The following is a 26,947-nucleotide window of genomic DNA, read 5'->3' as shown; positions in this document are numbered from 1 at the left end:
CAAAACAATCACATTGCTGGAACAGGGTTCATCCCTGTTAGAAATGGATTTATCCATAAAGAATTTCGGCGATAGCCGATAAAGCAGAAATAGTATGATTAATATTATGACTTCATGTACGGTTTAGTTTTTAAGATATTATATATACCAGATTTATCCTATAATTAATTAAAACTTCATATTGAAAAACAAATCCTTTCTTATGAGCTTTCGCTCATGGCTTCGCCCTTTGTCAGTATATTAACTAGAAATTCATCAAGGCTATAGCATTTGCTCTTAAACACATAGGAAAACTATATTCAGATAAGCAGCACTAAGTGATTGTCCAAAACAATCACATTGCTGGAACAGGGCTTGCCCCTGTTAATGATGGATTTATCCATAGAGAATTGCGGCGATAGCCGCCAATATAATATAAGAAAAACAATTTCAAGTTTCCTAAAACACCAGCAGCGCTTCGTGATTGTATGAAACAATCACTTCGCTGAAAATAAGTATCAAGAAAACCACATATTCCCACGTAAAACACCCTGCATATAAGAAAAAGGAAAACTGGACTCTCTTAACTTCTTACTAATTATTTAATTATAAGCACTGTCCCAGCCCAATAAAATCAAGGCTTCACAACTTTTTTTGCTATGTTCGAACATAGCAAACTCCTATGTGCGCACATAGATCCGCCCTATGTTCGAACATAGGGAGATCTATGTTTGAACATAGGTTTTTTAACATATAACAATAGCATAATAATAAAATCTCTATTTTATTTATAGTTTAACTATTGACTTTTATTTTTCTGCATAGTATTAAAAATAACATAATAAAAACTATAAGAGAGAATACTATGAATACTAATGACACTGAACTACTTAGCCTATTTGAAACATTAACCACGGAACAAAAGATTGATATCGCAAGACATTTACTGCAAAACAAAGAAATAAAATCGACCACAGTCATCGCAACAGATGAAGATAAAGCGATCTCATTTGCACAGCCTTATGTTTTTGCTTTCACTTCCAACTTTCGTGTTTTTTCTGATTTGGATATATCTAAGAATGAATTCCGCGTATTGACCTATATATTGGAATACATGGAGTTCGGAAATCTTATCAATCTTTCACAGTCATCACTCTGTAAAGCATTGAATATCGCATCCGGTAATATGTCAAACATATTCAAAAAACTAAAACAGAAAGGAATACTCGTTGAGCATCATGGTCACCTGTATATTAACTCGAACATTTTCGCCAAAGGTCTAAGCCATCAACTTGATGAGAAGCGTAAAGAGCATTTAAGTAATGCCAGAAGCCTTCATGCAGAGCTTGAACAATACCCAGAAAACTATACTGATTACTCAAAGCAAGAAAGACGAAACTTAGCGTTGGAAACAGAAACGAAAGAGATCTACACGGATGCCTTTATTTTTAGTAAGAAGAAAAAGAATAATGCTGTTCCTAATGCTAAAAATAGTATCAAGATCGATAAACCCCGAAAGGTATACAAACGAACGAAAGAAAATGAAGTGGCAAGAAAAAACTTAGCTGATGGCACAAATCTTTTGAAAGCAGTATCCTGATAAAACAATAATAACAAGGAAAAAAAATGAAAAAACTACCCGGTTCACTTGAAATAAAACTTCATGAAAAACTCGAAGATACTATGTCAGACCTGTGCACAGATATCGCAGTAATCAAATCAAATTACGCAAAAAAATCCGATTTACATGAAGAAATTGGAAAACAAACGAAGTGGTTAGCAGCAACAATCATTGCCACTTCAACCATTTCTCTTACCGCTGCACGGTTTATATTCTAAATATTTTAGCTGAACACATGACTCAACTTTTTTTAACCCCTATGCCGCGTGAATTAATAGGTGAAAGCGTTTCACCTTTATTCACAACGCTTGTAGCAAAAAAATATTGGACTTGAGAAAAACTTGAGAATTGAAAATTAAATAAATCATTAAATTATATGAAGCTTACTCTGACTTAATAGGTCTACACTAAGTTACCAAATAAGTAATTTAGTGTAGACTTATAGCTAAATCTGATGAACTATTAAACGCGTTGGCTGAAGCAGTGACGGTAAGTATCAAGATAACTATAATCTTTCCAACTACAAAAATAAGAAGGAATAAATTCCTCTGAACCGCCCAAAGCTCCTGATAGCGGTTCCAACAAGGAAACGGGGCCAGCATTGACGCTGCATTTTCCTGAAACAACAGAGCCAGCTTATAATGATGTTGAATAGATATATGGAGAGACTCAGTTAAAAAACAATCTCACTCCATTTATCAGAATACGTGAGAGTCGGATTTATATAAATTAATATAGGTAGTTGCATTACCAGAGATGTACAATGAGTGGATAATATTTATCTCATTTAACGCCCTGCTCAATTTGACACTTTCCCTATATACCTTAACATATAAATATAACAAACATTATTAACGAGGTATTTATGAGAAATGTAAAATTAGACAACAGCGATTTATTAGCATATTTTGATACTATTGAAAAACTTAAAGAACAACCATCGATGGATGAATATCTGGAAGGCTATCGTAAAGTGCGTGAAGAATATCCTTTTGGAACACAAATAGATAAATACAGGTCTGCTTATAATGAGCTACGCAGACTGGATAAGAAGAGACAATCACTGATAGATAATTTTGTCATTGAACTCAATCCTATAAGTAGCTCAACTGCAAGAACAGCCGCTAAATCATCCGGTAATCTTGATATCATGCATGAGCGAATGATCTACCAGAGAGCTATTTCAGAAAAAACAGACGCTGAGATTGTTGCTCTGGTAATAAAACAGCGCACAGAGGCAGCACTTGAGTTTCAACGGTCTGTTGAGCAGAGTCTTGAACAGCTTTCCAGTATTTCATCAGATTTTGGAGCATCGAATATAAGACGTAGGAAAATGGCTGTTTAAATTATATTACGTATGCAACTTGAACAATTTTTTAAACGCCAGTTTTCCACTGGAAGTAATGGTTACTTCCCTAAATCCCGGTATTCTGGTTAGCCATCCTTTTTGCTCACAATGTACAAAAAAGGCCGCACCTGCCTCACCACCAAGATGAAACCGCCGCTCACTCCAATCAAGGCAAGCACAACATGCTTTACGCCGTGTTTTGGGGTTGAGCATAATACCTAACTCTCGGAACTGTTTTTGTCCCGATAACGTCAGTGAAACGCCATCTGAAGTTACCCAGCCTTCGGCAACCATAAAATCGTAGATATGAACAGCGATTTCACCTGCAAGATGGTCATAACACGTCCGGGCAATCCGTAACGAGGAAGGCGTGCTGATTTTAGCTGATGAAGCCGAACGCCATGACACGCCCATAATATTCTCAATCAGCCCGGCAATGTCTGTTCCTGCCAGATGGTAATAACGATGACGCCCCTGAGAAAGACAGGTAATCAATCCCTCACTGACAAGTCGGGACAGGTGCGCACTCGCAGTTGATGCCGCTATATCAGCAACCGTACTTAACTCTGTCGCTGTCCATGCACGTCCATCCATCAATGCGCAGAGCATTTTTATGCGGGAAGGATCAGACATGGCAGCAGCTAATGCTGCCATTGCATGTTCCAGTTCATCACCGCTATCTGTTGAATTAGCGTGTTTTAACATGTTACTCAGGCGCTACAGCCCATTTCTCCGTTACTTTACTGGCAAGCCTATCATCATCGGTCAAGAGGATCAGTTGGTTTGCATGGTCACTGTATTGGCACAGAATATTAATACCATTTTTAGCCAGTGTTGCCGCGATCTCTCCTAACTCACCGGGGCGCTCTTGCTTTAGTTTGCGGATCAATGGCCTGCATACACTTTCAACCTGTAATCCTGCTTTTTCAAGCACAGCTTTGGCTGCATATCCCTTCTCAACAAGAAAATGCGCATGTGCTTTTTCTCCAACAGTAAATACGCCACCACCCTCAAGGCCAATACCGTTTTGACCTAATACCATCCCCAGTGCAGCCAGTTCGCCCGGCGTGTTCTTTAAAACAACATGGATGTCATACATCGGCCTGACCTCTGGTTTCTGATGAATAGTCTTTGAGTACATGGGCAATACGGATGCGATAAAACGAGAAGATAGATTGACGTCCCTCTGACTGAGCCGCCTTATGCAAAACATTTTGTTTCCATAGCAATACGGCCTCTTCATCCCTCCACCAAGATAATGACAGTATCTTTCCCGCTGTTGTCAGACTCTGGAAACGTTCGATAGAAATGAAACCATCAATATCGGCTAATAGCGGTTTCAATTCAGCAGCAAGCTGGAGATAACGCTCTTGTTGTGTGGGAATAACATCTGCTTCAAAAAGCACTGCGATCACATTCCTACCCTCTATGTATTAGACACGGTTATGATTGTACCGTTTTCAGTGCTGAACACTTCGATGGAGGGCGAAATATGGATGTCGTCGCTAACACCTGTGACAATGTCAGGTGTCAGGTGTCAGGTGTCAGGTGTCAGGTGTCAGGTGTCAGGTGTCAGTGATAAAGATCCTCCGGCGATACACGATCACGCTCCATTTTCTCAAGTAACTGTTGTAATCTCTTGGCTCTCAATCTTTGAGCCTTTTTCGCACCAATATCCTGATAGTATTCTTCACGCCGCTCCGCTACCAATTTGCGGAACTTCTTCAACAGTTGATTCAGTGTTTTCATATCAGTAGTAGCGGCTTCTGCTTGGATTTTTCTGTACATAAACATTACGTGGAATTCATCAATCATATTATAACCCTTAGTTTATCATTCATGTTATTTCCCTCTTTCGAGGGAATATTCATAATATTGAAGATCAAACAACTGTCATTTTCAGCTTCCAATAAACAGGCTCTTCATTTTCATCCTGATTTATATTTTTCGAAACGAGTTCAATGATGTGTTCTTGATGCCAATACAAGATAGCGGCTTTTAAATCTCTTCTGTTTATATCAGATACATCATTTTTGATAGAGTATTTCTTCATCTCACGAGTTATCAAAACATCATATATCACGCTTGACATGAAACCATCTTTCAAAATATCGATTGCTGTTTCAGGATGTTTTTCGTAAATGCCATATATCTCATCACAGTATCCTTGTAAGATGTTGGCAATAAGTTCGTTTAGTTCTTTTTCATTTTTATTTAATACAATCTCTTTCATCTTTAATCCTTTTATTATGTTAATGGTTAGTAATAATGTTTAGTTGTTATAAAATATGTTAACAATAACAGAGCCATATTCCAGATCTAACTCATCAACTAAATCGTTATTGATATGTCGATTTAAGGCATCAATCAAACCCTTATTCTCTATCATTTCTTCTACTGAATACCCACTAAGAGCAACAAACACATCAAAGCTTTCTTGAATAGTATTCATTATTTTCGGGGTTCCTTCGCACAGCATACTTACGACTACAGATATTTTATTTGTCATATATTTCCTTTTATATTTTGGTTAGCCCCTTGCGGGGCAAGATGAGTTCTTACTTTCTAAAGATGTCTGAATATTCAACTAACATGGCAGCAACCATTTCAAAGTTAACCTGATGAATATCACCGTTATTACCCTCTTGTTTAGTGAATCTTTCAAAGTTGTTCTGGATATGGTCAATAACATGGATAATAAATGGACTCATAAAATCCGGGTCATCCAAATAATCATTAGCATCCCCATCGCCATTAACTTCCATGAACATATTCCAGCTTGCGGAAAACGATCTACATGCAAGGTCATAGAACAGTTTGGTTGATTTATTAATACCTATCTTCTCTTTAGACATATTTATACCCTCATAGTTAAATGCTTATTTAGTTCATTGTGTTTTTTATTAGCCACTTTTCGGGGCCGAATACGCTGTTGTTAACTCATACTAAAAAGTAATGCTTGAGTATGAACATATCTCATTTCACACATCACTTTATCCATATCAACATAGATAAGCCTTTCTCTTTTACCCGCTTCTTCCATATGTTCATCAAAGCGTTTTGCCAGATATTCTTTAACATGCGAAAGATATGATTCCGTTCTCTCGCTATCTAACATTATGGCTTCCAATACCTCATAATCTTCTTGTTCTTTATATATACGTATTCCTGTGATATAAAGATTTTTCGCCATAGCAGTAAAAATATTGGTAGATGACTCTTTGATACTTTTCATTTCTTGATTGATCTTGACCCGCCATCTACGGACAGCTTTTGTATCTTAAGTTAACGATGCCCGCTGTTGCCGGTATTCTCGTGGAGAGAGATATCCCAGCGCACTGTGCGGGTGATTTTCATTGTAATGCGTGAATGCTGCTGCAAGGTTTTGCAGCGCTGTTCTCACATCCGGTTTTGGCATGAACGCGATATAGTCTTCCTTCATCGTCTTCACGAACCGTTCCGCCATGCCATTACTCTGCGGGCTGCTCACCGCTGTTGTACACGGCTCCAGATTCAGCTCTCTGGCGAACCTCCGCGTTTCATGCGCGGTATACGCGGAACCGTTGTCCGTCAGCCACTGCACCGCTGTGTCCGGCAACTTATCGCCGAAGCGCTTTTCTACCGACCCCAGCATGACATCCTGCACGGTCGAGCTGTCATAGCCTCCCGTGCTTGCTGCCCAGTCTATGGCCTCGCGGTCGCAGCAGTCCAGCGCGAACGTTACACGCAGTTTTTCACCATTATCGCAGCCGAACTCAAAGCCATCTGAACACCAGCGCATATCGCTTTCCGCAACTGCGATTTTACCTTTATGTTCACGCGTCGGCCGCTCTGGTTTGTCATGCAGTAACAGCAGGTTATGCTCGTTCATGATCCTGTAAAGCCGTTTGGCATTGACCGGCGGCAGCCCCTCAGTACGACGTTGCTTACGCAGGATGCCCCACACGCGGCGATAGCCATAACTCGGCATATCGCTGATGATATCGAGGATACCCGACAGTATTTCTGCGTCTGCTTCGTCATTACGCCGGTTACAGCGCCTGTCCTGCCAGTCGGCAGAACGCTTAATCCGCAGTGACAGTTGCGCACGCGACACGCTCATGGTGCGGCTGACCAGAGCTATTCCCCATCCTTTGGCAACAAGGGCGCGTGCGCTATCCATTTTCGCGACTGACCGTACTCCACGGCTTCTTTCAGGATCTCAACTTCCATCGTCTTCTTGCCCAGAAGGCGCTGAAGCTCCCGAACCTGCTTCAGCGCTGCGGTGAGTTCAGAGGCTGGCACAACTTCTTCTCCGGCCGCTACGGCGGTGAGGCTGCCTTCCTGATATTGCTTCTTCCACTTAAACAGCAGGCTGGGCTGGATACCATGCAGGCGGGCGACATGGGAGACATTCATGCCGGGCTCCATCGTCTGCTGGATAATGGCGATTTTCTCCTGAGGAGTCTTACGTTTACGGACTACTTGCCCTAAAAGGATCCCGTTCATCTTAAAATTGGCGTTAGTGTTAGACATATATTCAAGCCTATCTCTTATCTGGAGATACAGCTACTGTCTGGTGTTTCAGGGGGCTACATCACTTTTCATTTCTTGATTATTCATTTTATTTCCTCTTGTTGTTATTAAAATATTATTAGTGAGATTCATTACGGGCAGCAATAACGCTATCCATCCACGCTTCTATCTCACTTTCGATAAAGGCAACCGATCTCAACCCAATCCTGACCTGTTTAGGAAAACGACCTGTATTTATCAGCCCATACATTCTTGCCCTGCTTAACCCTACCCTTTTGAGTACTTCCGGGAGGCGGATAAGCCTTCTGGGTGTGACTTCGTTTTGCTCATAGGATGTTGTTCTTTTTTGATTTGTATTGTTATTTTTCATTGTCTTCTCCCGTTTGTTTCGACAGGAGTAATTCTAGAAAAAATGGCAATGACAAGATGCAGACGTTGGCAAACAACATCTTTCGAGGAAATGAAGGGATGTGATTTTGGGGAAAATGAAAATGTGCGAATGTCGCTGGTTTTGCATAAGGGAACCTGTCTTGATGGCAGGCTCCCAGAGATAGTGAGAAAGGTTAGTTTTCTTCTTCTTTTTCGTTCATCTTCATGGCGTCAGCAACTCTGACATCCATCATGTAGCTGTCTTTACTCAGATAGAGGTTAAACAAACGCGCAAACTCACGAGTCAGTGCTTTTTCCGCAAAAGGTTTATCGGTATCCTTAATTTGCGCCCCTCCTCTAATCACCTCTGAATCATTCGGATAGAGTAGACGTGACATTTGCTCATTAGAGATTTTTACCCCTCGATGATTAGCCCATAACATCAGATCCAGCATGGGAATAATTTTCAGGGAGATCACTTTCTTAATCGTGCTCAAGCCAAAGCGAAATAAACCGATTTCTGGTTCCGTGATGCCATACTCCTTACGCCATTGTGGGAGCATGATTTTGATATGTTCGATAACTTCATCATCAGTCAGACGTTTGATGTTTAGCCATAGGTATAGTGGGTGATCATCATTCAGTCGTTCGATGTCCGTTAATCGCCGTTTACCCTGTTCTCTTGATACGGGTACTGATGGTGCATCAGGCGAAGCATCGCTACGTTGGAGTAAATTGAGTTTCCGTAAGTCTGCCTCATAGCGGCTAATATCCCCAACGGTGATATGCTGAACATGTAATGTGGCATCAGCCAGAGGATTTTTCTTTTTGGATGATGGGGGGATAGTTTTGGTTGAGCTGATTAATAGCGGAGTGCCAGCCAGTATCTTGGCTTCTTCTTCCAGATAGCGCTGATAGCGTGGACTTTGTTCATTGGTGGAATCATAACGGAACAAAACTGCCCGGCGACTCAACTCATCACTTAGGTCGTTTAACGTGATTTCCTGTAAAACATCATAGTTGCTCAGCCTGAACCATTGCTTCGCAGCTTTGATAACCTCACCTGACTTCATTCTTATTATCCTGCTCTGATACCGAACGATTTTTTATGTCTGATTTATCTGAGTGTTATCTTATGCCAAGCAATAGCAACAACGCTATCTCACAGATGGAAGACAGGAAACGAAAAGCACGGGTTCTGGTGTTTTGTTGCAGATTATTTCAGAGGGTTGAGCGAGATAGGTACCACCTCACTTCCCTAAGATTGGGAATGGTTAGGGAAGTGAATAGGGAAATTCAGTCATAACCCCATAATAAATAACATAATCATATTATCCAGATCAGGTGGTACGGGTATTTCTCAGCCTTCACAAAGAAGGGCACCCCGAGTCATGTACTACGCTTTGCAGGATAAGTAAGTGGCGCCAGTAAAGCAAGCCATCGCCCGCGCGACTCCCACCTGACACAAAATGAAAAACCACAGGCACGTTGTGACATAGAGAAAAACGCCATAACCCTTTAGACTGGTTAATCAAACCCATACTGAGGAAATTGTGATGACGATGATAAAGAGTTATGCCGCACCGGAAGCAGGCGCAGCGCTGGAGTTGTATGAGTTTGATGCGGGTGAGCTGCAAGCGGAAGACGTCGAAGTCGTGGTTGATTACTGCGGCGTGTGCCATTCCGATCTCTCAATGATCGATAACGAATGGGGTATGTCGAGCTATCCGCTGGTTGCCGGGCATGAAGTGATTGGCCGTGTACACGCGTTGGGTGACGCGGCGAAAAGCAAAGGATTAAAGGTGGGTCAGCGCGTCGGCATTGGTTGGACGGCTCACAGCTGTGGGCACTGCGATGCCTGTATCAGCGGTAGCCAAACCAACTGCCAACAAGGCAGCGTGCCGACGATTCTGAATAAAGGCGGTTTTGCCAATAAGATTCGCGCGAACTGGCAGTGGGCTATCCCGCTTCCTGACTCCATTGATATCGAATCGGCAGGTCCGTTGCTGTGCGGCGGCATCACCGTGTTCAAACCACTGTTAATGCACCATATCACTGCAACCAGCCGCGTCGGCGTGATCGGTATCGGGGGGCTGGGTCACATCGCGATTAAGCTCCTGCACGCGATGGGCTGTGAAGTCACAGCGTTCAGTTCTAACCCGGCCAAAGAGCAAGAAGTGCTGGCGATGGGTGCTGATAAGGTCGTCAACAGCCGCGATCCGCAGGCGCTGACCGCACTAGCAGGCCAGTTCGATCTCATCATCAACACCGTGAGTGTTGATCTGGAATGGCAACCCTACTTCAACGCGCTCGCCTATAACGGGAAGTTCCATACCGTCGGCGCGGTGATGAAGCCATTCAGCGTTCCAGCCTTCACGCTTATCGCGGGGGATCGCAGCGTTTCCGGTTCTTCTACCGGTTCACCGCATGAGCTGCGTTCTCTGATGAAGCTCGCTGCACGTGCCAACGTGAAGCCGCAGACGGAACTGTTCCCGATGTCGAAAATCAATGATGCCATCCAGCACGTACGTGACGGCAAAGCCCGCTACCGCGTGGTACTGAAAGCCGATTTTTAATCGGTAAAGACGCCTGAGTAATCAGGCGTCTGCTGTTGCAGCATCTGCCCGCCTTACGTCAGTCATTCTCTAGAGTACCCCATCAGTTAGCATAATACTGAATCTGTTCTATCTGTTTCATGATAGGATTAAAAAGTGATACAAGAGGAGGTGAGCGATGCCTTTTAAACAATATGATCATGATTTTATTGATAAAAATAAGAAGTCGTCTTATTCCATAAGGCTCGCCCTGTTATTGTCAGCACTGATCGTTATATTTAATGTCCTGTTCTTAAAGCATCGAGATTTTCAGGAGCAGTTGCACAACAATCCTGGATCTTATACCGATGCGATCGCACTGATTTTTCTTTTTTTTATCTTATCCTGTACCAGTAAAATATCACTTAACCATACTTCGGCTTTATCCATTCGCCTCGCGCTACACGCATGGATATGCTCCGCCACGTTTGATTTCATGGATGAGTTTTTTTATCAGACTAAATTTATTGGATATTACGTTGAGGATTTACTGAGAATCATTGGTATGTTTGGCGTCGGGTTTGGCGTGTATAACCTGATCTATAAAATCAACGATAAGTACATCGAAGCCAAAATACAGTCATTCAGCGATGAGCTCACTCAACTCCCTAATCGTCGGTTTTTTATTAATGAATTAAAAAAGCTCGAAACGAAATCGCCCTATTTATTTATTATCGATATCGATAATTTTAAAGTCATCAATGATAAATATGGACACATAAAAGGCGACGAAGTATTAAGTAAATTCGGCCATATCCTTTCCCGTTTCGATAACAGCGAAGTGGTGGCGACCCGAATCGGGGGCGAAGAGTTCGCGATTATTCTGTATTCTGGAACACAGGATCGGGCAGAGGCGCTGGCAAGAGAAGTATTAAAAAATGCAAGCAAAATCATTATTAAAAACAGGCATCATCTTTCCGTCAGTATTGGTGCTGGCCAAAAACAGCCTCAGGAACCCACGGAACACTTTATGAAACGCGTGGATGTGGCGCTGTATCAAGCCAAAAGCACAGGTAAAGGCAAAGTGGAATGGGCTCTGGCACAGAAAGAAAAAGCGCTGTAGCCCGTCCCCTCTTATCCCAGAAACACGGCCGCATGGACGCGCCGTCCACTGAAAGACATCAACGCCATTTTCGCTGAAATGAAAGACGGGAAAATCACAGGCCGTATGGTGATCGGCCAGCCACGGTAAGCCGCGATTGATTAATATAAAACGAGATAGCACGGCGCTATCCCGTCTGTTTTCTTTATAGCTTAGCTAAGCGTTTGGGTATTACCGGGGCACACGAGCTGTTTACTTTTAATATGGTAAACCTCAACGTCAGGACGTGTGAAGAAGGCGATTTCCCACGGGTTCTTGGTGACGAATTCATGGCGTACTTTTTCATAGAGCGGATTATCACGCGCGATAATAAACGCTTCCCCTTCAATAATGGTGTAGTTCCATTCAATGGCCCGCTCGAAGGTATAATGGCTGCGTTCATCCATCGCAAAAAAGCAGTGCGGATTACGTTTGAGCAGTTGAGATTTAAAGGTTTCAGGGAACGTAATCAGGAAGATATCGTTATCCACGGACGACAGGAACGCCAGCACCGTAGTATGCGGCTGTTCGGCGGCCATAGTAATGAGTACACCGACCTTATTGGAGAAATCCTGCTTTTCCGTCGGTGGAAAATCGACCATTGGCGTCAGCGGCACTGGCATCGACAGGCGGTCATCTTGTGGGAACTGATAGCCCGGTTCGCGAATATCCAGCACAGGCGTGAAACCGTGCAGAAGCTGACACTCTCTCGGTTCCAGCACGATCCAATCGCCATCGCTGGCGATCACACGTCCTTTGTAAGAGGCGCGATAAACCTGAATATTGGCATCAAATTCATCAACCCCGGAGCGGTTATCAAGGTGAATCGTTGCCAGATCGCCAACGGTAAACTCATGACCGTGTGGGAAAAAAACGCGCAGACTGTTATCCGCATTGGGGTAGACGCCACAAATATGGATGACCACGCCATCCTGCTTATAACCCGCTAGTACACCGAGAGTTTGCTTTCCTAGATAGCTCACGAGACTCATACATCACGCCTTATTCAGATTGGGCTTCAGAGAGGACGCCGACCCTGATTCATTTGGGCCGTTCCAGCAACGGTCAGGACGCTGAGAAATCATTCACGCTAACCGCATCACTTCCTACTTATCAACGGAGAAAGCGCTGAAAACTTTAGGCTGAATAGGTAGAAATTAAAAGCGATAAGTAGGACGTACCACTCAGTTATTTCACCGCCAACATGGTGATTCCCACACCGACAAGCACCAGACAAAACGCCCCGCGCAGGTAAGCAACCGGCATCTTGTGGGCCAGAGCGACACCCCAAGACACGCTGAAGATTCCGCCCAGCGCCAGCGGCAGGCCGATACTCCAGTCAACGTTCCCGGCCTGCGAGTAGGAAAGCAGCGCCGCCAGTGCGCCAGGCACCACGAGAATCAGCGCCATGCCCTGCGCCTGCGTTTGCGCAAAGGCAAACAGCGTGACCAGCACCGGCACGACGACCAACCCACCACCGACGGTAAAAATGCCCGACATAAACCCGCTCGCCACGCCGAGCAGCGGCAGGTATTTTGCCGACAACACAATTTCGGAGGCATGATTACGCTGCTTGTTGTACCACTGAAACATGTAGTACGCCGCCAGCACCAACAGGAAGATGGCAAAGGCATTCTGGAGATGATGAACATCAATCGACGAGGCAATATGTGCGGCAAAATAGGCAGATATCGACGCAAACACGCACAGGGTCAGCGCAATCCGCGTATCGATGCGGTTACGCTGGCGGTAACGCAAAAAACCAATCAGCACATTGGGCGTGATCATCACCAGTGCGGTTCCCTGTGCCAGATGTTGATCCATCCCGAAGAGTACGCCCAGAATAGGAATCGCGATCAGCCCACCGCCAATCCCCAACATGCCTCCACAAACTCCCAGCCCGATACCCAAAAGTAAACACAACAACATATCGCTGAACATCATTAAACTGAACATAAAAAATGCATGACCTATATATCACAAGACTATCTGGAGAACCGCGTTTCAGGCTGGTAGACCGACAATGGCTTTAGGGTAAATATTCCGCGATTTCGATCAAATTCAGATCGGGATCGCGCAGATAGAGAGAACGGATTGGCTGCATTGCACCGGTTCGCATCACCGGTCCTTCGCTAATTGGCCAGCGGCAGCGCGCCAGATGGTGCATAACCTGCTCCAGCGGCACCGACGCAACAAAGCACAGGTCGAGCGATCCCGGAACGGGCAGATGTGCTTTCGGTTCATGTTCGGCGCCGCGCAGGTGCACATTGATTTTTTGATGACCAAAATGAAAAGCAACGCGCCCATTCGCAAACGTTTCTTCCCGCATTTGCAACACATCAACATAAAAATGTCGGGTCGCCGCAAAATCAACGCAGGTCAATACAAGGTGATCGACATGATCGATAAGTGACATTGATAAGTCCTATCCTGAACGATATTTCTCACATCCTAGAAGTAACGCGGTCTTTTGATAATCCCTGAATACTCAATGACCCTTTCCTGTCAGGAAAACCATCCACTGTGCTAAATTACAGCCTGACATAAGACATGTGCCAACATGCTGCGCGGAATCAAACTGCCGGCTCTTGTGCTGTTTTCCAGCTCTGCTGAGGACTCTCGATACACCATGATTAACCCGACGCACTTTGACCTCCAGTCGCTCCGCATCTTTTTGCAGGTTGCTCAAACGGGTAGCCTGACCAAAGCCGCAGAAAAATTCCACATTACGCTTTCAGCCCTGAGCAAGCGTATCGCCGAACTGGAGCGCACCGTGGACTGTGCGCTGTTTATTAGAATGCCGCGCGGCCTGACGTTAACCCCCGCAGGAAAGGAATTGGTGAATCACGCGCGCAATGTGTTGAGCAACGTGGAGCGTATGGCGAGTGAAATGAACGACTACGCCGTTGGCGTGCGCGGCCACGTACACATGTGGGCGAACACCTCGGCGATTATTCAGTTTCTTCCGCAGGATTTGGCGTCATTCCTTCTGGCACGACCGCTCATTCGTATTAACCTGGAGGAAAAGCTCAGTAAGACCGTGGTGACGGCACTCGCGATGGGCGAAGCTGATATTGGCATCTTCGCGGACAATGTCGGCTCACAGGGAGTAGAGAAGATTCCTTATCGTCAGGACAAGCTTGTCGTACTCGTTCCCCCCCTGCATCCGCTTTCCGCACGGCTAGAAGTCAGCTTTGACGAGACATTATGCTACGACTACGTTGGCCTCAATAAAGGCAGTTCGTTGCTGAAACAGCTGAAAGACGCTTCGGATGAACTGGGGAGAGTGCTGCGCCTGCGGGTGCAAGTCAGCAGCTTTGACGGCATTTGTCGCATGATCGAAGCAGGACTGGGGATCAGCGTCTTGCCAGAGGGCGCGATTCGCCCAGGCGTGCTCGGCACCGGATTACGCGCCATCAGCCTCACCGACGAGTGGGCTTCACGCCAGCTCTGGCTGGGCGTGAAATCCGGCGCGACGTTGCAACCTGAAGTCGCCAATCTGCTGACACATCTGCGGCAATGCGGCGCGTAAAGGTGAAGCGCGAGCCTCAGCCTTCTTCGCTACCCGTTTTTTCATAGCCGAGGCGGCCAACAAAGGGTAAACGCAGCGCGGGCGGGTTCATATCCACGCCCATGTTCAACCCCAGAATGTTGGCCTCGATCCCCTCTTCAATGCCCACCGTGATCCCCAACACGCCCAGCAGTGAGATCTGCACACCGCTTCCCGACGGCGACAGCCCAACCGGTCGCGTGATCGGGCGGTAATCTTTGCCAATGGCATTAGCGGGCATATCCAGCTTGAGCGCGGGCACTTCACGGCCAATGTGCGCCAGAAACGTATTGCTGTTCGGCCCCGGCCAGGCGTGGTAGGTATTCGGCCACGGATAACTTTTTATCGCGGCCTCAATCTGCGGGATCATGGCTCCCGCCTTGTCACCACGGTGCTCCACCAGCAGCTTCGGTTTCGCGCCATACCAATACGCATCGGCTACCGAACGGTTAAGACGGACGACGTTCTCGCTTCCCCAGCTCACGACTTCATAGCGCCGATATTGGGTTTCCCCTGCTTTCTTGAAAATGATCCACGGATGTACCGCTACCAACCCGCGCCAGCCATAAGTCGGCGCAGCATAAACCTGCACGATAGCAGTCTGGCGAAATTGCACAGGGTTCGGCGCCAAGCCGGAAGAATCACGTTTGGCAGACCACCAATTTTGCCCATTAAACGTTTCGCCGTTACGCGTCGACTGCGCCCAGCTCTGCCAAAAAGACAGCAACAGTACACAAATAAACCCAATCCCCAAAAATTTGAGGTACGTCATAGCTCAGATAGCTCACTGAAAAGAGGGAACGGAATCGATACGCATGTGAGCGAATGCCCACAGTGAAAATCGGTCAAAAAATCATGCGGCCAGTTTACTACCAGTTGGCAGTTAGGTTAAGCACTGGGTCGGTGTCCATATAGTTATTTAGCCCATACGGTGGAAATAATAATCCCTATAAATACGAGCTTAATTTCTCTATCAATACGAATAAATTAGGCGAAGTCGCCAATTTTCGCGCCACGCTGCAATTCAAAAACAGCGAGGGCGCATCCACCGAAGAAACGCTCGCTTTCCCTGTGTTTGGGGCAAATAGCCTCGATGCCAGAACGATTGGAGAGCAATACATCGTGTCCCGCAAATCTGCACTCATACCGATGCACCAATCCGGTTTTTACCAGTTCAGCGTTCTGAAATTTCAGGTCATTTCCGCTACGATTAACGGCGAAGAGGTGGATGTGCTTAAGGCGGGAATTTTGAAGCAACAGGAAAAGCGTTAACACTCAGTATTAATGCTCGATTCTCCATACTGATAGCCCATAGCGCTGGGCTATCAGTATCCGCCGGGTGCCAGTCAGTGTGATTCATTCCATTCCCCTCCACCTATCAAAAACCCTTTTGATTTCCGTGTGGGTAGGATCGCCTTTAGTCGCTTGTAAAACCACGGACGATGAGTCACACATTTAAGGTGTTAGCTTATGACTCGCTAAAGCGCTATCGCGTTTTAGGGGAAACGCGGGGGATTAGATTTCTACAGGCAGGCCTATATACCAGGAAGTAGCAGTATGAGTCACTTCATATTCCGTGGGGATAATTGCACTCACCTAGCCGTTCGATATTGGTAGATACAACGTTAACGCTTCGCTAGCTGTTTTTCGGAAACCGTACTCCTCATAAAAAGCAGCAGCCCGCGCATCTTTCGCATCAACAACCAGCACTCGCACGCCCATCGTATCACGCACAGACAACGCCATATTCACAGCATGCCCCAACAAAAGTTGTCCGTAACCTTTCTTCTGTTCAGCAGTCGATACCGCCAAACGTCCCATACGCATAGCAGGCACCGGATATCCAGGCAGTCGCTTACGGTCATTTTCACTGAGTTCGTGCAAATATAAGTGTGCTGCGGACAATGAGCAGTAGCCCAGAATACAGGTAGGCTGCGACTCATCGAGCAGGATATGAGTCGTAGCGATTCCATCACACTGATGTTGCGAGGCTCGCTTTTGTAGATAGTCATCAAGAGCCAAAACACCACAAGAAAAACTTGAACGGTCATGGCGGCGGCCGTCCAACAATGAAAATATCAGAGCCATAGGTTAGCGTTTCATCAAATTGGCAGCCTCTTCCATCGCTTTATGCAAACGATCATTAGGCAAAAACGGCTGATTCAACGCAGCCAAAAAGCGGCGAGATTCTTGCTCAGAAAGCGTAACAGCGGTATCTGCGGCAATGGCGGTATCCGCTTCACGCAACACCGCATCACGCACAAATGCAGAAACAGCTATACCACGTAATGCGGCAGCCTTAGTGATGCGTTCTTTATCGTGAGCATTCAACCGAAGATCTAAACGAGCAGTAGTAGTCATAGCGACCTCCTTTTGTACGTAATTTTACCGTACAGAAAAAGATTGCGCCACCGTTTGTGGTTGGATAATTTGTCACCACTTAAATCTGTCTAATCCCGAAACACCAATCCAATGAAACTACTTTGCAACGTTGTCGTTTTTAAGTTACAAACCCAATGGATTGAGGACTTACAAGGAGACCATCTTGTACACCGCAAAACGCTATCAGGACGGTAGTAATAAAGCCTCTTACTCGAAATCGACACAAAGAAAAAATAATGAAAAATAACTAGTTATATAAAACAGTCAATACTGGTGGGATTATCAAACGAGGTAACATCATGACAATCATCACCCAATCCACTACATTCGAAAAAGCCATTAGCCACGATGATGCAATGGTTGCGGAACTACGAGAAAGCCCTGAATACGCAGAAATATACCTCCAGACAGCACTAGAGGATATTTATGAGGAAGGTGGCATCGCGGCATTCCTGACAGCATTACACCGTGTTGTTGAAGCGCGTGGCGGAGTGGGCGAAATAGCACAATCACGTAGTCAGGCGTAAAAAAACCCGCAGTTACGCGGGTTTAATAGGCTTTTTGCTCTGAGCTATCCTAGCACTCAGCAAACGCCCAGTTCGGTTTTAAGACAAGCAAAATTCGCCTCAAGGTGCTCAACTAGTGACCTCTGACATCCTTCGGCAACCCATACGTCGATCGAAAGCCGCATTGCCCCGACACCAATCATGGCTGCAAGGCGTAAGCCGAATCGGCTGGCAACATCTGGCCACAGCTCGCACAGGGCCTCATAGGCTGCTTGCTCCATTCGCAGAAATTTAGCCTGATTGCCCAATTGGAGCTGTTCGGTCGACTGCACAATTCTGCCAATCAATACCGCGACATCCGGACGCATATTTACCGTCTGACTAACCAGCGCCGCTTGAATGGTCGCGATTGGCGATGCTGCCACACCCTGCTGCAGTATCTCCGCATGTAGCTCACCCGGCAGCGCATTTTGCCAAGCCAAGATGATTTCTTCCTTAGAGCAGAAGTAGTTAAAGAAGGTTCTTCGGGCGATGCCCGATGCTTCGGCAATCGCATCAAGCGTCGTGGCTTCATAGCCGTTCTCTGCGAACAACTTCAGGCCTACTTCAGTGATGCGGTGGTACATCTCGCGGCGCTTCTTTTCGCGCACGCCGTCTTTGCGTTTCAACTCGTGTTCCATGGTAGGGCTCTCGCACATCTGGGACTTGAATATTTGCACTTAGTGCAATATATTTACTTGCACTCGGTGCGCAAATATATCACCGATACCTCCTTTTCCCAACGTTGGAAATCGCATATGAAAGCCATACGCATTCACAGTTTCACAGAAGCGCCTCGCAGAGAAGACATCCCCATGCCTGATATCGGTCAAAACGACGTGCTTGTGCGTGTGGAGGCAACTGCCGTCAATCCTCTTGATATACTCGTGGCGTCAGGGGTTGCCCGCCAGTTCTTCGATATCACTATACCCATCACGCTCGGTACAGATTTCGCTGGGACGATTGAGTGCGTAGGAGCTGATGTTACACAATGGAACATCGGCGACAGAGTGATTGCCTGGGTTGATGCTGGTTCAGGAGGCGGTCTTGCCGATTTTGCGGTCGCGCCCGCCAGCGCATGCGTGCCGCTACCAGAAAACCTATCGGCCGCGCAGGGCTGTGCGATTCCGACGGCTGGGAGCACCGCATGGCACGCCCTATTCTCCTGTGGCAAGTTGACAGCTCGTGAGACGGTACTGATCCATGCTGGCGCAGGCGGCGTTGGCAGCTTTGCTGTCCAGTTCGCCCACATGGCTGGAGCGCACGTCATTGCGACCGCGTCTGGCAGTGGCCTTACTCTTGCTCTAGGTCTGGGAGCCGACGAGGTCATTGATTATCGCTCGCAGGACTTCACCAGCCTAGCAACAAATGTCGATATGGTTCTCGACCTCGTAGGCGGCGAGACTCAAAGCCGATCCTACAAAGTCCTCCGCACGGGAGGCCGTCTTGTTTCCACTGTCATGCCGCCCAACGAGGAAGAGGCACGGGCACATGGAGTAACAGCCAGTATCTTCTACGCCAAGCCCTTCGCCGATCGCCTAGACGATCTCGTCACAACGATCGCTAACCGAAACTTGAAAGTGATCATTGACCGTGCCGTTCCCTTCGATCGCTTTGACGAAGCCTGGGATCGCCAGATCTACGGTCACGCACGGGGCAAGATCATCGTTCTTTCACAATAAAACTCACCAACGCACATTAGGATAACTTCATGAACACATCTCACCTTGGTGGCACGTTTACCCCTATCGGCACATCGTTGAATCTGAAGCGAATGGGCTATGGCACCATGCAATTACCCGGCCCGCACGTCTGGGGTCCACCACGCGACAAGGACGCCGCTCTGGCAGTACTGCGCGAAGTGATCGCTCTGGGTGCCAATCACATCGACACAGCCGAATTCTATGGTCCGAGCGTCTCCAACCAACTCATCCACGAAGCGTTGTCACCTTATTCCGGTGGCCTGACGATCGTTACCAAAGTCGGTTTCGTGCGTGGTGGCAATGCATCTTGGGTACCCGATCTTACGCCGAATGGGCTCAAACGTGCCGTGTATGAGAATCTCACCAGCCTCGGTCTGGAAACGCTCGATGTTGTCAATCTGCGACTGGGCGGCGTACAAGGGCCGGACGATCGATCGGTAGCCGAATCAGTGGAAACGCTTGTTGAATTTCAGCGCCAAGGCCTGATTCGTCACATTGGCCTGAGTAATGTCTCACCCACGCAATTCGCCGAAGCCAAGTCGATAACGACAATCGTGTGTGTTCAGAATCAATATAATTTGGTCAAGCGTGACGACGATGAATTCATTGATGCTCTGGCAGCACAAGGGGTGGCCTATGTTCCCTTCTTCCCACTGGGTGGGTTTTCGCCGCTGCAATCGTCGATCCTTTCGCAAGTGGCTAACGAAGCCGGAGCGACACCAAAGCAGGTTGCATTAGCATGGCTACTGCAGCGCTCTCCTAACATTTTGGTCATCGCTGGAACATCATCTGCGACACACCTCCGAGAGAATTTTGCGGCAGCAGACCTCGTATTGTCACGCGAGCAGATCGCTAAGCTTAATCGTATTTCGCAACAGGTAGATTAATTGCATCTTAGGTGGCGGGTGTCTTTAGTAAGAAACCGCCGCCATTCAAAATGGGCTATAAATGGCGTTAGGTGGATAACCCGAATTCAGTTTTCACTGTATCCCTGAAAATGCCATCAACGACTTATGTTGCTCCAACAATTATTCATCAGCGCGTTCCTTTCTTGCCCGCTGACGTTCGTAGAACTCATCTTCAGCTGCAATGATTTCATCAATCACTGAACCCATATCCACTTCATGCGTCGTTTCGACGAAGAGACCGGTTAGCGCTGTTTCTGGTGTTAATTTTCCGTCTTCATATAACATCCAGATTTCTTTAGCATACCGTGTTTGCAATAATTGTGGCGCGAACTGACCGTAGTAAGCGGTGATGTTATTAACATCACGTGCAAACATTGATTCAGCAAGGTTGTTGGCGGCGGCGTCCACTGCTTGTGGCAAATCGATAATTACCGGTCCTTGCGCATCAAGCAGCACGTTAAACTCCGATAAATCACCATGTACAATGCCTGCACACAACATGCGAACGATATTGCGGATCATGGTATCGAAATCAGCAATTGCGCTTTCTTCCGTCAGAGCCACATCGCTAAGGCGTGGAGCAACAGCGCCTTCACCATCAGTGACCAGCTCCATCAATAACACACCACCAATGCAAATATAGGGTTGTGGTACGCGAACACCGGCATTAGCAAGACGGAACAATGCATCGACTTCCGCCGTTTGCCAGGATTCTTCTTGTTGCTTGCGTCCAAATTTTGAGTTTTTTTGCATTGCACGGGCATTACGCGTATTACGGAATTTACGCCCTTCCTGGTACTGCACTGCCTGTTTAAAGCTACGTTGCATTGCTTCTTTGTAAACTTTGGCACACTGAATGTTGTCACCACATAAAACAGTGTAAACATCCGCTTCCTTGCCGCTTTTCAGGCGTTGGAGCACAACGTCGATCAGACCATCGTCGACCAGAGGTTGGAGTCTGCTTGGGATTTTCATGCGGCTTTATACCTTATTTCAGTCGCTTTTCGTATCAATAACAAAGATCGTGATACTGGAAAAAATGGCAGAGTCTGAAGAAAGATTTTAATCTTACCAATAATCACCGGATTTTGCTGATCCCTTCCCCGCTTCGATCACGTTCTTTGCTTCATTCAGCCGCTCGGATTAGGTCGTACCCTCTACCATGCCATACAAACGTGGTGCTTGGTGATGCCAAAATTTGCCAATCATTACCAAACATAAAAAAAGCCCGAAATTACGCGGGCTTAGCTATGTTTAATGCCTGTCAGTGCCGGCTATTACGGACGCGAGATCATTCCCATTCAATCGTGGCCGGTGGCTTACCCGATACGTCATAAACGACGCGGGAGATGCCGTCGACTTCGTTGATGATGCGGTTGGAGACGCGGCCTAAGAAGTCGTATGGCAGGTGTGCCCAGTGCGCGGTCATAAAGTCGATGGTTTCTACCGCGCGCAGCGCGACAACCCAATCGTATTTACGGCCATCGCCCATCACGCCCACGGAACGAACCGGCAGGAAGACGGTGAATGCCTGGCTGACCTTGTTGTACAGATCGGCTTTGTGCAGCTCTTCGATGAAGATCGCATCCGCACGACGCAGCAGGTCGCAGTATTCTTTCTTCACTTCACCCAGCACGCGCACGCCCAGACCTGGGCCCGGGAACGGATGACGGTACAGCATGTTGTACGGCAGACCCAGTTCCAGACCGATCTTGCGTACTTCGTCTTTGAACAGCTCTTTCAGCGGCTCAACCAGACCCAGCTTCATCTCTTTCGGCAGGCCACCCACGTTGTGGTGTGACTTGATCACGTGGGCTTTGCCAGTGGCAGACGCCGCGGATTCGATCACGTCTGGATAGATGGTGCCTTGCGCCAGCCATTTCACTTGTTCTTGCTTGCTGGCTTCTTCATCGAACACTTCAACGAACACGCGACCAATGATTTTACGCTTGGCTTCCGGCTCATCTTCACCCGCCAGTTCGCTCAGGAAGCGCTCTTCCGCCGCCACGTGAACAATGTTCAGACCAAACTGATCGCCGAACATTTCCAGCACCTGATCGGCTTCGTTCAGGCGCAGCAGGCCGTTATCGACAAACACGCAGGTCAGACGATCGCCAATCGCACGGTGCAGCAGCATCGCAGTAACGGAAGAATCCACGCCGCCAGACAGACCCAGAATCACGTGATCGTTGCCTACCTGCTCACGAATACGGTTCACCGCATCGTCGATAATCTTGGCTGGCGTCCACAGCGCTTCACACTGGCAGATATCAAGAACAAAACGCTCCAGCATGCGCTGGCCCTGACGGGTGTGCGTCACTTCTGGGTGGAACTGCACGCCGTAAAAACGTTTCTCTTCGTTCGCCATGATGGCAAACGGGCAGGTATCGGTGCTGGCAACGGTTTCAAACCCTTCTGGGATCGCCGTTACTTTGTCGCCGTGGCTCATCCAGACATCCAGCAGCGGTGCGCCAGCGGCGCTCAACGCATCCTGAATATCACGCACCAGCGCGCTATCCGTTTTCACTTCTACCTGCGCATAACCAAACTCACGCTCGTTGGAACCCTCAACGTGGCCCCCCAACTGCATCGCCATCGTCTGCATGCCATAGCACACACCTAATACCGGTACGCCAGCATTAAAAACGTATTCTGGCGCACGCGGGCTGCCAAACTCGGTGGTGCTTTCTGGGCCGCCGGACAGGATGATCCCGTTCGGATTAAACCCACGAATCTGTGCTTCCGTGACATCCCATGCCCACAGTTCACAATAAACGCCCAGTTCACGCACGCGACGTGCAACCAGTTGCGTGTACTGTGAGCCGAAATCCAGAATAAGAATGCGGTGTTGATGAATGTTTTGAGTCATGAGGAGCATGTTCCAAAAAGCAAAAGACAAAAGCGAAAAGTAAACCCAGCTAACCGCCCAGCCTTATGTAAAGGCAGAGCGGCGCGAAATAGTACAGGGTTTATTGCGTTAAATCACCTTATGAACCCATACGGTAGTTCGGTGACTCTTTAGTAATGGTAACGTCGTGAACGTGACTTTCCTGAATGCCAGCACCGCTGATGCGTACAAACTCAGCCTGCGTGCGCAGTGCATCGATAGTCGCGCAACCGGTCAGGCCCATACAGGAGCGCAAGCCGCCCATCTGCTGGTGAACGATCTCTTTCAGGCGGCCTTTATAGGCTACGCGGCCTTCGATACCTTCCGGCACCAGTTTGTCGGCGGCATTATCGGTCTGGAAGTAACGGTCTGATGAGCCTTTGGACATTGCGCCCAGTGAACCCATACCACGATAAGATTTGAATGAACGGCCTTGATACAGTTCGATTTCACCTGGGGATTCTTCCGTACCCGCCAGCATCGAACCGACCATGACACACGCCGCGCCTGCTGCGATGGCTTTAGCGATGTCGCCGGAGAAGCGGATACCGCCATCGGCAATGACAGGAATTCCTGTGCCTTCCAGCGCTTCAACCGCATCAGAGATAGCCGTAATCTGCGGTACACCCACGCCCGTCACGATACGGGTCGTACAGATAGAGCCAGGGCCGATACCCACTTTCACTGCACTAACACCCGCTTCAACCAGCGCTTTTGCACCTGCGCCCGTTGCCACATTGCCGCCGATGATGTCGAGGTTCGGGTATTTAGCACGTGTTTCACGAATGCGCTGCAATACGCCTTCGGAATGGCCGTGTGAGGAGTCGATCAGCAGAACGTCAACACCCGCAGCAACCAGGGCATCAACACGCTCTTCATTACCTGCACCTGCGCCAACTGCCGCGCCTACGCGCAGACGACCGTGTGCGTCTTTACACGCGTTCGGTTTACGTTCTGCTTTCTGGAAATCTTTTACCGTGATCATACCGATCAGGTGGAATTGGTCATCAATCACCAGCGCTTTTTCAACGCGTTTTTCGTGCATTTTTTGCAGCACGACATCACGCGCTTCGCCTTCTTTGACCGTGACCAGACGTTCTTTTGGCGTCATGAATGCGCTAACCGGTTTTTCCAAATCGGTAACAAAACGCACGTCACGACCGGTGATGATACCGACCAGTTCGTTGTCTTTTGCCACAACAGGATAGCCAGCGAAGCCGTTGCGCTCGGTCAGCGCTTTCATTTCACGCAGAGTGGTTTCTGGCGTCACGGTTTGTGGATCAACCACCACGCCGCTTTCGTGTTTTTTCACGCGGCTAACTTCTTCAGCCTGACGCTCAATGGACATATTTTTGTGAATAAAGCCCAGACCGCCTTCCTGCGCCAGCGCAATAGCCAGGCCGGATTCGGTAACGGTATCCATCGCTGCGGACAGCATAGGAATATTCAGGCGGATGTTTTTCGTCAACTGCGTGGACAGATCGGCAGTGTTAGGCAGAACAGTAGAATGAGCAGGAACCAGGAGGACGTCATCAAACGTCAGTGCTTCTTTAGCGATACGTAGCATGGGCAATATCTCACCAAGGTGGATGTAAGAATAGATAAAATATTGCCGTGGCATTATACAGAGCGTAATCGGTTGCCTCCAGCATTATTTTACTAAAATGCTTGATTACCTGTTTCAGGTAGGTAGTATCGATCAATTAAGTGACTGTTTTAAAATTTGATCTGGCTCACAATGTCTCAATTTCCCTCCTCTGCAATTTTTACCGTTAGCCGCCTGAATCAGACGGTTAGACAACTGTTGGAAATGGAAATGGGCCAGATTTGGCTCTCCGGCGAAATCTCCAACCTCTCTCAGCCCTCATCCGGCCACTGGTATTTCACGCTAAAAGACGAACGTGCGCAGGTGCGCTGTGCGATGTTCCGCACCAGCAACCGCAAAGTGACGTTCCGCCCGCAAAACGGTCAGCAAGTGCTGATTCGGGCGAGCATCACGCTATATGAACCCCGCGGCGACTATCAGCTACTAGCAGAAAGCATGCAGCCCGCTGGCGATGGCCTGCTACAGCAGCAGTTTGAGCAGCTCAAGCAGCGTCTCGCCGCCGAAGGGCTGTTCGACCAACAGTTTAAGCAGGTTCTGCCCTCTCCCGCCAAACAAGTCGGTGTGATTACGTCAGCCAGCGGTGCCGCCCTGCACGATATTCTGCAGGTGTTGCAGCGCCGCGATCCGTCGCTGCCGGTGATCGTATACCCCACGTCGGTGCAAGGCGCAGAAGCACCGCTACAGATTGTTCGCGCCATCGAACTGGCTAACCAGCGGGATGAGTGTGACGTATTAATCGTCGGGCGCGGCGGCGGTTCGCTGGAAGATCTGTGGAGCTTTAATGACGAACGGGTCGCCCGCGCTATCTTCGCCAGCCGCATTCCTATCGTCAGCGCCGTCGGCCATGAAACCGATGTCACCATCGCCGATTTCGTCGGTGACCTGCGTGCCCCCACGCCGTCGGCCGCTGCCGAGTTAGTGAGTCGTAACCAACTGGAGCTATTGCGCCAGATACAGTCCCAGCGCCAGCGTCTGGAAATGGCGATGGATTATTACCTTGCCCAGCGCAATCGGGACTTTACCCGTCTGCACCACCGTTTGCAGCAGCAACATCCGCAGCTGCGACTGGCGCGCCAGCAGGCACAGCTGGTTAAACTGCGCCAACGGCTGGATGACGCCATGCAGCAGCAGCTTCGGCAGACCTCGCGCCGAAGTGAACGCTTACAACAGCGTCTGATGCAACAGCAGCCGCAAACCCGCATTCATCGTGCGCAGCAGCGTTTGCAGCAGCTTAGCTATCAGATGCAAAGCGCTGTAGAACGTCAGTTGAATCAGAACAAGCAAAAGCTAGGCATCGCCTGTTCGCGGCTGGAAGGCGTTAGCCCGCTGGCGACGCTGGCACGTGGCTATAACATCACCACCGCCCCGGATGGTAAAGTGCTGAAAAACGTTGCGCAAATTTCCCTCGGCGAAACGCTGAAAACCCGTTTGCAGGACGGCTGGGTAGAAAGCCAGGTCACGACGCGAGCTCCGAATCCAGAATCCGCGAAAAAGCGGCGAAAATCCTCATCCCCGACGCCAAAATAACGCGAACAGCATAAAATACGTGAATGGGGATTGGTCCTAAAAAAACAGCGTTCCCCCATTCTTACCCCCGGCATCTGAACTATACTCATTCCCAGCTCACTAACTTAATACCCGTTATACTTCAAGCTGCATGTGCGTTGGCTTTCCTCGCTCACCCCAGTCACTTACTGATGTAAGCTCCCGGGGACTCCCTGCGTCGCCGCCTTCCTGCAACTCGAATTATTTAGGGTATACATTCACCGTTTTCACTGCATGGGTTATCAGCCTCCACGTGGTGAAAGGAAGTGGATAAAAAACAGTGAGCTTTGTTGATCGTCTGTGTTACCCCTGAT

31 protein-coding genes and 1 pseudogene are annotated in these 26,947 nt (G+C 47.9%); 11 read left to right on the top strand and 21 right to left on the bottom strand.

Translation table 11 applies throughout. The features are described 5' to 3' along the window. The first annotated feature begins 844 nt into the window (after positions 1-844). From DMB82_RS06385 to DMB82_RS06375, 3 genes are all read left to right on the top strand, one after another. Positions 845-1,579 carry a helix-turn-helix domain-containing protein gene (locus DMB82_RS06385; protein ID WP_116164857.1) on the top strand — a complete coding sequence of 245 codons (735 nt, stop codon included), beginning with the start codon at positions 845-847 and terminating at the stop codon, positions 1,577-1,579. A 26-nt stretch (positions 1,580-1,605) separates the two neighbouring features. Further along, the gene (locus tag DMB82_RS06380; protein WP_116164859.1) at positions 1,606-1,818 is read left to right on the top strand and encodes a hypothetical protein; all 213 of its coding nucleotides are present in this window, start codon (positions 1,606-1,608) and stop codon (positions 1,816-1,818) included. 647 nt (positions 1,819-2,465) lie between these two features. Next, a complete protein-coding gene (locus tag DMB82_RS06375) occupies positions 2,466-2,945 on the top strand; it encodes a DUF4756 family protein (RefSeq protein WP_116164861.1) in 480 nt (159 codons plus the stop codon). A 6-nt stretch (positions 2,946-2,951) separates the two neighbouring features. On the opposite strand, the gene DMB82_RS06370 is transcribed toward DMB82_RS06375, so the two are convergent. From DMB82_RS06370 to DMB82_RS06320, 11 genes are all read right to left on the bottom strand, one after another. Then, positions 2,952-3,653 carry an ArsR/SmtB family transcription factor gene (locus DMB82_RS06370; protein ID WP_116164863.1) on the bottom strand — a complete coding sequence of 234 codons (702 nt, stop codon included), beginning with the start codon at positions 3,651-3,653 and terminating at the stop codon, positions 2,952-2,954. A 1-nt stretch (position 3,654) separates the two neighbouring features. Next, entirely contained in the window at positions 3,655-4,047 is a 393-nt protein-coding gene (locus DMB82_RS06365) for an amino acid-binding protein (RefSeq protein WP_116164865.1), read from the bottom strand. Next, positions 4,040-4,363: an antibiotic biosynthesis monooxygenase family protein gene (locus DMB82_RS06360; RefSeq protein ID WP_116164867.1), complete on the bottom strand. Its 324-nt coding sequence runs from the start codon at positions 4,361-4,363 to the stop codon at positions 4,040-4,042. Before DMB82_RS06360 ends, DMB82_RS06365 begins: the two co-directional genes overlap by 8 nt. Before the next feature lie 157 nt (positions 4,364-4,520). Continuing rightward, positions 4,521-4,763, bottom strand: a complete 243-nt coding sequence (locus DMB82_RS06355) for an H-NS family histone-like protein (protein ID WP_116164869.1) — start codon at positions 4,761-4,763, stop codon at positions 4,521-4,523. Positions 4,764-4,830: 67 nt separating this feature from the next. Further along, positions 4,831-5,181: a hypothetical protein gene (locus DMB82_RS06350; RefSeq protein WP_116164871.1), complete on the bottom strand. Its 351-nt coding sequence runs from the start codon at positions 5,179-5,181 to the stop codon at positions 4,831-4,833. A 39-nt stretch (positions 5,182-5,220) separates the two neighbouring features. Next, a complete protein-coding gene (locus tag DMB82_RS06345) occupies positions 5,221-5,457 on the bottom strand; it encodes a hypothetical protein (RefSeq protein ID WP_116164873.1) in 237 nt (78 codons plus the stop codon). Positions 5,458-5,506: 49 nt separating this feature from the next. Next, positions 5,507-5,803: a hypothetical protein gene (locus tag DMB82_RS06340; RefSeq protein ID WP_116164875.1), complete on the bottom strand. Its 297-nt coding sequence runs from the start codon at positions 5,801-5,803 to the stop codon at positions 5,507-5,509. Positions 5,804-5,883: 80 nt separating this feature from the next. Further along, positions 5,884-6,183, bottom strand: a complete 300-nt coding sequence (locus tag DMB82_RS06335; RefSeq protein WP_116164877.1) for a hypothetical protein — start codon at positions 6,181-6,183, stop codon at positions 5,884-5,886. Positions 6,184-6,228: 45 nt separating this feature from the next. Then, a protein-coding gene (locus tag DMB82_RS06330) for an IS3 family transposase (protein ID WP_228400067.1) occupies positions 6,229-7,436 on the bottom strand; the annotation gives its coding sequence in 2 pieces (ribosomal slippage) (positions 6,229-7,115 and positions 7,115-7,436; 1,209 coding nt in all). A gap of 145 nt (positions 7,437-7,581) precedes the next feature. Then, positions 7,582-7,833, bottom strand: coding sequence for a helix-turn-helix transcriptional regulator (locus DMB82_RS06325; RefSeq protein ID WP_116164627.1), 252 nt, complete (start codon positions 7,831-7,833; stop codon positions 7,582-7,584). Positions 7,834-8,026: 193 nt separating this feature from the next. Next, positions 8,027-8,905, bottom strand: coding sequence for a DUF6387 family protein (locus DMB82_RS06320; RefSeq protein ID WP_038908712.1), 879 nt, complete (start codon positions 8,903-8,905; stop codon positions 8,027-8,029). 483 nt (positions 8,906-9,388) lie between these two features. Between DMB82_RS06320 and ahr the strand changes: the two genes are divergently transcribed. Next, positions 9,389-10,408, top strand: coding sequence for an NADPH-dependent aldehyde reductase Ahr (ahr, locus tag DMB82_RS06315; protein WP_102119207.1), 1,020 nt, complete (start codon positions 9,389-9,391; stop codon positions 10,406-10,408). Positions 10,409-10,565: 157 nt separating this feature from the next. Further along, positions 10,566-11,489, top strand: coding sequence for a GGDEF domain-containing protein (locus tag DMB82_RS06310; RefSeq protein WP_102119208.1), 924 nt, complete (start codon positions 10,566-10,568; stop codon positions 11,487-11,489). A gap of 191 nt (positions 11,490-11,680) precedes the next feature. Here DMB82_RS06310 and DMB82_RS06305 read toward each other — a convergent pair whose 3' ends face one another. The 3 genes from DMB82_RS06305 to DMB82_RS06295 all read right to left on the bottom strand — a co-directional run bounded on the left by DMB82_RS06305 (position 11,681) and on the right by DMB82_RS06295 (position 13,923). Then, a complete protein-coding gene (locus DMB82_RS06305; protein WP_102119209.1) occupies positions 11,681-12,499 on the bottom strand; it encodes a hypothetical protein in 819 nt (272 codons plus the stop codon). A 196-nt stretch (positions 12,500-12,695) separates the two neighbouring features. Beyond that, positions 12,696-13,463, bottom strand: a complete 768-nt coding sequence (locus tag DMB82_RS06300; protein WP_167469182.1) for a sulfite exporter TauE/SafE family protein — start codon at positions 13,461-13,463, stop codon at positions 12,696-12,698. Between the two features lie 73 nt (positions 13,464-13,536). After that, entirely contained in the window at positions 13,537-13,923 is a 387-nt protein-coding gene (locus DMB82_RS06295; RefSeq protein ID WP_116156091.1) for a VOC family protein, read from the bottom strand. 213 nt (positions 13,924-14,136) lie between these two features. Here DMB82_RS06295 and DMB82_RS06290 point away from each other — a divergent pair, with 213 nt between their 5' ends. Further along, positions 14,137-15,039, top strand: a complete 903-nt coding sequence (locus DMB82_RS06290; protein WP_116164631.1) for a LysR family transcriptional regulator — start codon at positions 14,137-14,139, stop codon at positions 15,037-15,039. A gap of 16 nt (positions 15,040-15,055) precedes the next feature. Here DMB82_RS06290 and DMB82_RS06285 read toward each other — a convergent pair whose 3' ends face one another. Continuing rightward, complete coding sequence (locus DMB82_RS06285) at positions 15,056-15,829, bottom strand: DUF3750 domain-containing protein (RefSeq protein ID WP_102119212.1); 774 nt, start codon at positions 15,827-15,829, stop codon at positions 15,056-15,058. A gap of 350 nt (positions 15,830-16,179) precedes the next feature. Between DMB82_RS06285 and DMB82_RS06280 the strand changes: the two genes are divergently transcribed. Further along, positions 16,180-16,329: a hypothetical protein gene (locus tag DMB82_RS06280; protein WP_226888177.1), complete on the top strand. Its 150-nt coding sequence runs from the start codon at positions 16,180-16,182 to the stop codon at positions 16,327-16,329. Positions 16,330-16,653: 324 nt separating this feature from the next. Here DMB82_RS06280 and DMB82_RS06275 read toward each other — a convergent pair whose 3' ends face one another. Both DMB82_RS06275 and DMB82_RS06270 read right to left on the bottom strand, forming a co-directional pair. Continuing rightward, positions 16,654-17,145, bottom strand: coding sequence for a GNAT family N-acetyltransferase (locus tag DMB82_RS06275; protein ID WP_116156088.1), 492 nt, complete (start codon positions 17,143-17,145; stop codon positions 16,654-16,656). 3 nt (positions 17,146-17,148) lie between these two features. Further along, entirely contained in the window at positions 17,149-17,418 is a 270-nt protein-coding gene (locus DMB82_RS06270) for a type II toxin-antitoxin system TacA family antitoxin (RefSeq protein ID WP_095995182.1), read from the bottom strand. Between the two features lie 320 nt (positions 17,419-17,738). Here DMB82_RS06270 and DMB82_RS06265 point away from each other — a divergent pair. After that, positions 17,739-17,948, top strand: a pseudogene (locus DMB82_RS06265) (DNA-binding protein); the annotation flags it as partial. Between the two features lie 74 nt (positions 17,949-18,022). On the opposite strand, the gene DMB82_RS06260 reads toward DMB82_RS06265, so the two are convergent. Beyond that, the gene (locus DMB82_RS06260) at positions 18,023-18,625 is read right to left on the bottom strand and encodes a TetR/AcrR family transcriptional regulator (RefSeq protein ID WP_102119215.1); all 603 of its coding nucleotides are present in this window, start codon (positions 18,623-18,625) and stop codon (positions 18,023-18,025) included. 174 nt (positions 18,626-18,799) lie between these two features. On the opposite strand from DMB82_RS06260, the gene DMB82_RS06255 reads away from it, so the two are divergent. Beyond that, entirely contained in the window at positions 18,800-19,666 is an 867-nt protein-coding gene (locus tag DMB82_RS06255; protein ID WP_228400053.1) for an NADP-dependent oxidoreductase, read from the top strand. A gap of 29 nt (positions 19,667-19,695) precedes the next feature. Beyond that, positions 19,696-20,574: an aldo/keto reductase family oxidoreductase gene (locus DMB82_RS06250; RefSeq protein WP_102119217.1), complete on the top strand. Its 879-nt coding sequence runs from the start codon at positions 19,696-19,698 to the stop codon at positions 20,572-20,574. A gap of 141 nt (positions 20,575-20,715) precedes the next feature. Here DMB82_RS06250 and DMB82_RS06245 read toward each other — a convergent pair whose 3' ends face one another. The 3 genes from DMB82_RS06245 to guaB form a co-directional block, all read right to left on the bottom strand. Continuing rightward, positions 20,716-21,570, bottom strand: coding sequence for a PA4780 family RIO1-like protein kinase (locus tag DMB82_RS06245; protein WP_102119218.1), 855 nt, complete (start codon positions 21,568-21,570; stop codon positions 20,716-20,718). Positions 21,571-21,886: 316 nt separating this feature from the next. Continuing rightward, a complete protein-coding gene (gene guaA / locus DMB82_RS06240; RefSeq protein WP_102119219.1) occupies positions 21,887-23,464 on the bottom strand; it encodes a glutamine-hydrolyzing GMP synthase in 1,578 nt (525 codons plus the stop codon). Positions 23,465-23,582: 118 nt separating this feature from the next. Then, positions 23,583-25,049 (bottom strand): IMP dehydrogenase, encoded by a 1,467-nt coding sequence (gene guaB, locus DMB82_RS06235; RefSeq protein ID WP_145962349.1) that lies wholly within the window; start codon positions 25,047-25,049, stop codon positions 23,583-23,585. 171 nt (positions 25,050-25,220) lie between these two features. Between guaB and xseA the strand changes: the two genes are divergently transcribed. Further along, positions 25,221-26,615, top strand: coding sequence for an exodeoxyribonuclease VII large subunit (gene xseA / locus DMB82_RS06230; protein ID WP_102119221.1), 1,395 nt, complete (start codon positions 25,221-25,223; stop codon positions 26,613-26,615). The last annotated feature ends 332 nt before the right edge of the window (positions 26,616-26,947 follow it).

Origin of the sequence: Pectobacterium aquaticum (assembly GCF_003382565.3) — a bacterium.
Classification (GTDB): Bacteria; Pseudomonadota; Gammaproteobacteria; order Enterobacterales; family Enterobacteriaceae; genus Pectobacterium; species Pectobacterium aquaticum.
Note: the sequence above shows the minus strand (reverse complement) of the source record. Positions and strands in the feature narration are given on the sequence as shown.